Here is a 7,368-nt window from a genome sequence, read left to right on the forward strand (position 1 = left end):
GAAAGAAAGAAAGAAAGAAAGAAAGAAAGAAAGAAAGAAAGAAAGAAAGAAAGAAAGAAAGAAAGAAAGGTGAATAGTATGCTTTCGTTTGAGAATCAAGAGGTGGAATTTAAGCAAGAATATGTACCTGAGATTCGAAAAGAAGTAATTGCCTTTGCAAATGCTTCTGGAGGTACTATTTTGATTGGTGTTAGAAAAGATGGAGCAATTATTGGCGTAGATGATCCAGATGCAATCATGCTTCAGGTTGCAGGTTCTTTAAAAGATTCTATCGCACCTGATATTATGCCTTTTGTCAATATAAAAACTGTGGAAATTGACGGAAAAACGGTCGTTGAAATTAATATTGCAACAGGAACGAATCGTCCATATTATATTCGGGAAAAAGGTCTAAAGCCCAGTGGTGTATATGTTCGAAAAGGAAGTTCTTCACAACCCATGACAGATGAGGGCATCCGGGAAATGATCATTCAAAGCGGCAGATGTTCCTATGAAACAAGCCGAAGCATGAATCAGGATTTGACATTTGAGTATTTTGAAAATGAGATGCACAAACGAAAAAATTGCGTTTGGAAGATCACAGATGCAAACATTAAAACTGATAGGTGATGATCATTTATACACAAATCTTGCATTGCTATTATCGGATCAATGTGAAGTAACAACAAAAGTGGCTCTTTTTCAAGGAACAGATAAAGCGGTTTTCAGAGATAGAAAGGAATTTTCTGGTTCTATTTTAAAACAATTGGAAGACGTTTATCAGTTTATTGATTTAAACAATAAAACGCAAGCCAGTTTTTCGGGTTTAATCCGTATTGACAAAAAAGATTACCCAGAAGAGGCAATCAGAGAAGCTCTTTTAAATAGTATTGTTCATCGAGATTATTCGTTTAGTGGAAGTATCTTATAAATATTTATGACGATCGTATAGAAATTGTCTCATTGGGAGGATTGGTTTCCGGACTGGAATTAAATTCTATTTTTCTGGGTGTATCGCAGCCAAGGAATCCTAATTTGGCAGCTATTTTTTATCGCATGATGTTAATAGAAAGTTATGGTACAGGAATTGGAAAAATTCAACGAGCCTATAGAGATAACGAAAAAAAGCCTTTTTTTGAAACAGCAAAAGGTGTTTTCCGTGTTACACTTCCAAATAGAAACGAAGGAATACAAAAGCTGTCAAAACCAAGGAAACGTCTGGTAGCAGTTTATCGACAGCCGCTTGCCTCTGAAAAAGAAGAAATTCTCTCCTATGTAGCAGAGCATAAAAAAATAACAAGAAAAGAAACCGAAGCGCTTTTAAATATAGGTACAACAAAAGCGTATAGGATCTTAAAGGAATTATCCAGTGCCGGAAAATTGCATATAAATGGTTCTGGAAAAAATGTTTATTATACAGGAGAGTAAGCGATTAGCTAAATCAGAACTTAAACGTGCAAACTGGAAGCTCGGATTCCGATTCAGCTTTGCTGACCTGAAAAGATGAAAGAAACCAAATATACCGTTAAATACACGACCGGTTTCAAAAAAGACTACAAACGAGCCATAAAGCGTGGCTTGAAGATCGAGCTGCTGGAGCAGGTCGTAGCATTGCTGGCAATGGGCGAGCCGCTGCCGGATAAGAACCGCGACCATGACCTGTCCGGCGATTGGGCAGGTCATCGGGAATGTCATATTCTCCCGACTGGCTGCTTGTGGATGGTGTTTGTCAGCGTGTCAAAATTCTCATACTTGTCAATCAAGGCTATAAATTTCTCTGCTGATTTCTGGCTCTGCTCGTAGCCGGTAACAGCCTTTTCCAGTTCCGCGATCTCAATCTCAAGTTCGTCTTGAAACAAAAATGCTCTAAGTGATTTCTTCACTAACCATGACAAATATCATGATTAAGAAGTCACTTAGAGCATATATCACTTCTTGTTTATCTGTCTTTATTTTTCTTTTGGCTGCACGCAGCGGCTGAATCCCCGCTCGCTTACATAAAGTACGGCTGCGGCCGGAATTGCTGTTACGCAGACAACCAGCAGGTTAAAAATCCATTTAAAATTGGTAATGAAGTGCAGGCTCTGCGGAACTGTGATTTTATCATATAAAAACTTACTAAATTTCTGATTATCTTTTCATAAGTTGGTAAATGCCGATATATCCCGTATTTTAGGGCTTTATCGGTATTTTCTTTTTGGAAGATACCTTGCATAAGCTGGCATTTACCAGCATGAAAATGCAACCAAAAGTAGTAAATGAGTAGTAAATATAAGCTCCGATATTAACAAGCCAGTCTTTCCAGTTCTGCTTTTGCAGATTGAAATGTACCGTGTGCATAATAGCCAAGTGTCATGGTTATGTTAGCGTGTCCCATAAGATATTGCAGGGTGTTTGGGTTCATTCCTCTGTTTGCCATATTCGTACAGTAAGTATGTCGGAATGAATGTGGTGTGATGTTCGGTAACTTGTCCGTGTGATACTTGTTATACTTCTTAATTAGTCCTCGCACCATGCCCTCATAGTTTCCTGCAACTTTAGGTAAGCCCTCACGGTTCAAGAATAGGAAATTGCTATAACCACCTACAATCAACGGTTGTGCCTTTCCTCTGTTCTTTAGTATTCTTTGGATTGCTTGATAAGCCCGTTCTGTCAATGGAAGTTCTCGTTTTCCGTTTTTGGTCTTTGGCGTTTCAATATAGTAGCCGATTTCGCTGTCTTTCAATAACTGGTGGTCTATATTGAGTATTCTGTTCTGCATATCAATATGCGTCGTTAGTCCGCAAAATTCAGAAATACGAAGTCCCGTTTCCAGCAGAAGCACAACCTCATCATAATACTTGCTGTAAATCTTATCCTTTTCCATAAAGGCAAGCAGGCGTTCTTCCTGCTCTGGTGTAAGGATAACTTTCTGCTCCGTATCATCTTCCAGAACATCACTTAGCTTAAATTCAAACGGGTTCTTTCTGATACAGTCGTCTTGTATCGCCATGTAAAATGACGCTTTCAAGGAACGCTTGTAGTTATCAATCGTTTTATAGGCGTATCCTTTTTCGCTCATTCTGATAGCCCATTCTTTAGCGTCCGACTGCTTAACAGTATCAATCGCCCTCATACCCAATGGGTCATTTTTCAGAGCGTTCATAAGATACTGTCGTCCTTTTTCAGTAGCCCTCTTGATGTTCTTTCTTTGGCTGTTCTTCTTGTCGTAGAGCTGGCAGACTGTCATTTTACCGCCTGCTGTATCGATACCGTCGTTAAGGTCTTTTTTAATCTGTGTTTCTTTTTCCCTCAACGATATATCATCACGCTTTCCAGCAGGTGTCTTGTCTGTCGGTACAAGTTTCCAAGAATAGATAAATTGTGGCTTTCCGTATATATCGGTATATTTATAAACGTATCTTCCGTCTTTTCGCTGGCTCTCTCCATTACGCAAATTGCGATTTTTACTGTCTTTTCGTTTTACATTAGACATAGTGTAAAGCTCCTTTCCGTCATGGAACGAGCCGTGATACGCTATATTTATTATACCATATCTACGGCTCAATGACATTAGATTTCGTCCAATGTATCTATGATTTTTTCAAATTGTTTTCGCTTAATCTGAATACGGTTGCCGTTCACGATAACCCAGCCAGCGTCAAGATTTTCTTCGGCTAATTTACGCAATTTCTTTTCGCCAATGCGGAAGTATTTGGACGCTTCTTCAACCGTCAGCGTATATTTTTCCCAAATAGGCACATCAGTATTGTTCATAATCTATGCACCCCCTTTACTGTGTGTCGTTTTTTACAAGCAGGCAGACGGCTTTGGAAAGCTCCATTAGTATCTCAACTATTCCCATTCTTGTGGGCAGAACCGCACCATGCGGACGTATCATTATTCTGTGAGGATAGGTCGTGGCAAAACAACTTTTCCAACAGTCGCTCTCGGATCACTGCGTGGGTCGCTCGCTTTCTTTTGAAAAGGTCGTGGCGTACAGTCCCCGTGGCTCGCCATCTCACAAACGTATCTGTCTGCTTTATTCAGTTGTCAAAGAGCTGTGGTGAAAGCGTGTTGCTTTCATATAAAAGCAGGTGGCAGAGCAGGAAAGAGGGGGATATTAAATCATGCTCCGCTAAAAACTGCTTATTCTTCTGGTTCTAAGTCCATATCTTCAATATCAAAACCTAAAATCATTTTGATAAGTGCTTCTCTGATACGTCCTTTTAATTCCATATCTACAACGATATAAACATTGCCGTATTCATCATAAAGTGAACGCAAACAGCACTTTGATATGTAAGGGTCATAAAATGCCAGTAATTTTTCAATCGCTTTTTCGTTTCCGTCCATAGCTGATGAAATCAAGTAATAAGACGGTTTCTTAAATAACTGTTTCATTTTCTAATGTTCCTCCTTGAGTATTTTTTTCATAGTTTCCAAAGCGTGATGTCGGTTTCTAAATACACCGCTTTGCGTGATTTTCTGCAAGTTGGCAATTTCACTTTCTGTCATTTCCAAGAAGTAATACATCAACAGAGTATTGCGTTTTCTTTCTGGAAGTTTCTTCAAGGCTTCTGCCAATTCATCATCAAGGACACGAATATCAATGCCACATACTGAAAAGATTGTATAATCTGTTTCGTAGTCGTCCCAAACAGCCATTTTATCAACAAGGACATCTGGCAATTCGCTGAAAGATATTTCTTTATTCTTACGACGGTTTAATTCCTTGTAATAATCTTTCACGACACTACGGACAACTTTCTTTAAACAACTTTCAAAACGACATTGAACTGTTTTCTGGAAGTCAGACGGTTTCATCAATCTCACCTCCTTTCCTTTATGATTTGAAAAGTGTTTATCCCTCTTTCCGCACCATATAAGGACAGCTAGGTGTGATTTAATGACCTCTTTTGAAAAATTTTTTAAATTTTTTCGGGTATGAAAAAAGCCCGCACAAAACATATAGTCTGTACGAGCCTTTAAAGCTAAAACATAGTAATATTGTATCATTAAGAATCACAAATCACAAGTGATTTGTGATTAATCACTTGTGATTTGTGATAAGTGATTTGTGATTAATATATAAAAGCCCTCTTTAAAGGCTTTTATGTTTATTTGTTAGGCTTTAAGCCTGTTCAGCATAGTGGAGTTTCTCAGAAGAGAAACGGAACTTTGATGAACAAATAAACCACCGGCTAGGCCGGTGAGTCAGCATTGCTTAAGCTTACAGTAAAAAACCTCCAGTGATATAATTATGTTGGTTCGCCAACCACATAAAATCAAAGGAGGTTATCCAAATGGATATAAACAGTTTAGCACATACGAAATGGAATTGTAAGTATCATATTGTTTTTGCACCAAAATATAGAAGAAAAGTAGCGTATGGGAAGATGAAACAGGATATTGCGAATATTTTAAGTATGCTATGCAAAAGAAAAGGTGTAGAAATAGTAGAGGCAGAGATATGCCCAGACCATGTGCATATGCTTGTAAAGATACCACCAAGTTTAAGTGTTTCAAGTTTTGTAGGGTATTTGAAAGGAAAAAGTACACTTATGATCTTCGAACGCCATGCAAATTTAAAATACAAATATGGAAATCGCCATTTCTGGTGCAGAGGATATTACGTAGATACTGTAGGGAAAAATGCAAAGAAGATACAAGAATATATTCAAAATCAATTACAAAATGATTTAGAGTATGATCAGATGACACTAAAAGAATATATTGACCCGTTTACGGGTGAGCCAGTAAACCAAAATAAATAAAATAAGCCCCATAGGGCTTAATAAGTAAATGACGGTACAGTTGGCGAACCAAATTCGATGAGTCTTTAGACTTAGCGTCGGTAATAAGCCTTATAGGGCTAGTACAAACCACCGGCTAAGCCGGTGGTTTTGATTTGAAAAAGAGATAAAATCAATATATCCCTTTTCCCCAATTTTTACAACGGCATTGTAGGGCTTTTTCTCTTTGTTTTTGATTCCTTTTACCAGGGTTTCTTTTCCCTCCAGTAATTCTTTTACATTCGTTTTGGTTAGTTTTTTCTTTCTAAAATGTTCAGCTAAAGTAAACTTACATTCAGGATAATTTGAACAACCATAAAACGATTTTTTTAATACAATATTGTTGCCACACTTAGGACATTTTCCTACAAGGGGTCCCGAGCGCTTAGTGGGAATTTGTACCCCTTATCGATACAAATTCCCCGTAGGCGCTAGGGACCTCTTTAGCTTCTTGGAAGCTGTCAGTAGTATATCTAATAATTTATCTCCATTCCCTTTAGTAACGTGTAACTTTCCAAATTTAAAAAAGCGACTCATAGAATTATTTCCTCCCGTTAAATAATAGATAACTATTAAAAATAGACAATACTTGCTCATAAGTAATGGTACTTAAATTGTTTACTTTGGCGTGTTTCATTGCTTGATGAAACTGATTTTCAGTAAACAGTTGACGATATTCTCGATTGACCCATTTTGAAACAAAGTACGTATATAGCTTCCAATATTTATCTGGAACATCTGTGGTATGGCGGGTAAGTTTTATTAAGACACTGTTTACTTTTGGTTTAGGATGAAAGCATTCCGCTGGCAGCTTAAGCAATTGCTGAATCGAGACTTGAGTGTGCAAGAGCAACCCTAGTGTTCGGTGAATATCCAAGGTACGCTTGTAGAATCCTTCTTCAACAATCAGATAGATGTCAGACGCACGGCTTTCAAAAACCACTTTTTTAATAATTTGTGTGCTTAAATGGTAAGGAATATTCCCAACAATTTTATACCTCTGTTTGTTAGGGAATTGAAACTGTAGAATATCTTGGTGAATTAAAGTGACACGAGTATTCAGTTTTAATTTTTCTGACGATAAGTTGAATAGATGACTGTCTAATTCAATAGACGTTACCTGTTTACTTATTTTAGCCAGTTTCGTCGTTAAATGCCCTTTACCTGTTCCAATTTCGTAAACGGTATCGGTTTCTTTTAAATTCAATTGTTTTATTATTTGGTTGAGTACTTTTTCACTCGTTAAAAAGTTTTGAGAATATTTTATATTTTTTGTTCATGTAATCACTCCTGAAGTGATTACATCTGTAAATAAATACAGAAGTTAAACGATTTGTTTGTAATTTTAGTTATCTGTTTAAAAAGTCATAAGATTAGTCACTGGTAGGAATTAATCTAACGTATTTATTTATCTGCGTAATCACTGTTTTTAGTCTGTTTCAAAACAGTAGATGTTTTATCTACATTACGCATTTTGGAATACCAACATGACGAATCCCTCCTTCTTAACGTATTTATTTATCTGCGTAATCACTGTTTTTAGTCTGTTTCAAAACAGTAGATGTTTTATCTACATTACGCATTTTGGAATACCAACATGACGAATCCCTCCTTC

Annotated in this window: 11 protein-coding genes and 2 pseudogenes; 5 read left to right on the top strand and 8 right to left on the bottom strand. The window is 37.2% G+C overall.

Annotated elements, in window-relative coordinates; all coding sequences use genetic code 11:
* The 4 genes and pseudogenes from DWX76_RS14085 to DWX76_RS13370 form a co-directional block, all read left to right on the top strand.
* The coding region (locus DWX76_RS14085) for an ATP-binding protein (protein WP_207664897.1) at window positions 1–609 on the top strand (609 nt) is incomplete at its 5' end.
* A complete protein-coding gene (locus DWX76_RS14090; protein WP_207664898.1) occupies window positions 584–910 on the top strand; it encodes a hypothetical protein in 327 nt (108 codons plus the stop codon). The genes DWX76_RS14085 and DWX76_RS14090, both read left to right, overlap by 26 nt.
* A 32-nt stretch (window positions 911–942) precedes the next feature.
* The gene (locus tag DWX76_RS14095; RefSeq protein ID WP_207664899.1) at window positions 943–1,407 is read left to right on the top strand and encodes an ATP-binding protein; all 465 of its coding nucleotides are present in this window, start codon (window positions 943–945) and stop codon (window positions 1,405–1,407) included.
* A 75-nt stretch (window positions 1,408–1,482) separates the two neighbouring features.
* Window positions 1,483–1,697, top strand: a pseudogene (locus DWX76_RS13370) (type II toxin-antitoxin system YafQ family toxin); the annotation flags it as partial.
* 566 nt (window positions 1,698–2,263) lie between these two features.
* Here DWX76_RS13370 and DWX76_RS13380 read toward each other — a convergent pair.
* The 4 genes from DWX76_RS13380 to DWX76_RS13400 form a co-directional block, all read right to left on the bottom strand.
* The gene (locus DWX76_RS13380; RefSeq protein WP_003062094.1) at window positions 2,264–3,454 is read right to left on the bottom strand and encodes a site-specific integrase; all 1,191 of its coding nucleotides are present in this window, start codon (window positions 3,452–3,454) and stop codon (window positions 2,264–2,266) included.
* A 77-nt stretch (window positions 3,455–3,531) separates the two neighbouring features.
* Window positions 3,532–3,735, bottom strand: coding sequence for an excisionase (locus DWX76_RS13385; RefSeq protein WP_002322728.1), 204 nt, complete (start codon window positions 3,733–3,735; stop codon window positions 3,532–3,534).
* A 372-nt stretch (window positions 3,736–4,107) separates the two neighbouring features.
* The gene (locus DWX76_RS13395) at window positions 4,108–4,362 is read right to left on the bottom strand and encodes a helix-turn-helix domain-containing protein (RefSeq protein ID WP_002322727.1); all 255 of its coding nucleotides are present in this window, start codon (window positions 4,360–4,362) and stop codon (window positions 4,108–4,110) included.
* A 3-nt stretch (window positions 4,363–4,365) separates the two neighbouring features.
* Window positions 4,366–4,785, bottom strand: a complete 420-nt coding sequence (locus tag DWX76_RS13400; protein WP_003061815.1) for an RNA polymerase sigma factor — start codon at window positions 4,783–4,785, stop codon at window positions 4,366–4,368.
* Window positions 4,786–5,264: 479 nt separating this feature from the next.
* Here DWX76_RS13400 and tnpA point away from each other — a divergent pair, with 479 nt between their 5' ends.
* On the top strand, window positions 5,265–5,735 hold the full coding sequence (gene tnpA / locus DWX76_RS13405; RefSeq protein ID WP_009264818.1) for an IS200/IS605 family transposase: 471 nt from the start codon (window positions 5,265–5,267) through the stop codon (window positions 5,733–5,735).
* Window positions 5,736–5,825: 90 nt separating this feature from the next.
* On the opposite strand, the pseudogene DWX76_RS13410 reads toward tnpA, so the two are convergent.
* The 4 genes and pseudogenes from DWX76_RS13410 to DWX76_RS13430 all read right to left on the bottom strand — a co-directional run.
* Window positions 5,826–6,125: pseudogene (locus DWX76_RS13410) on the bottom strand (topoisomerase C-terminal repeat-containing protein); the annotation flags it as partial.
* Between the two features lie 169 nt (window positions 6,126–6,294).
* A complete protein-coding gene (gene erm(B) / locus DWX76_RS13420; protein WP_118570861.1) occupies window positions 6,295–7,020 on the bottom strand; it encodes a 23S rRNA (adenine(2058)-N(6))-methyltransferase Erm(B) in 726 nt (241 codons plus the stop codon).
* Between the two features lie 137 nt (window positions 7,021–7,157).
* The gene (locus DWX76_RS13425; protein ID WP_011100846.1) at window positions 7,158–7,226 is read right to left on the bottom strand and encodes a 23S rRNA methyltransferase attenuator leader peptide ErmL; all 69 of its coding nucleotides are present in this window, start codon (window positions 7,224–7,226) and stop codon (window positions 7,158–7,160) included.
* Window positions 7,227–7,267: 41 nt separating this feature from the next.
* Window positions 7,268–7,336 carry a 23S rRNA methyltransferase attenuator leader peptide ErmL gene (locus DWX76_RS13430; RefSeq protein WP_011100846.1) on the bottom strand — a complete coding sequence of 23 codons (69 nt, stop codon included), beginning with the start codon at window positions 7,334–7,336 and terminating at the stop codon, window positions 7,268–7,270.
* Window positions 7,337–7,368: the final 32 nt, after the last annotated feature.

This window comes from Clostridium sp. AF21-20LB, assembly GCF_003478795.1.
Classification (GTDB): domain Bacteria; phylum Bacillota; class Clostridia; order Lachnospirales; family Lachnospiraceae; genus Otoolea; species Otoolea fessa.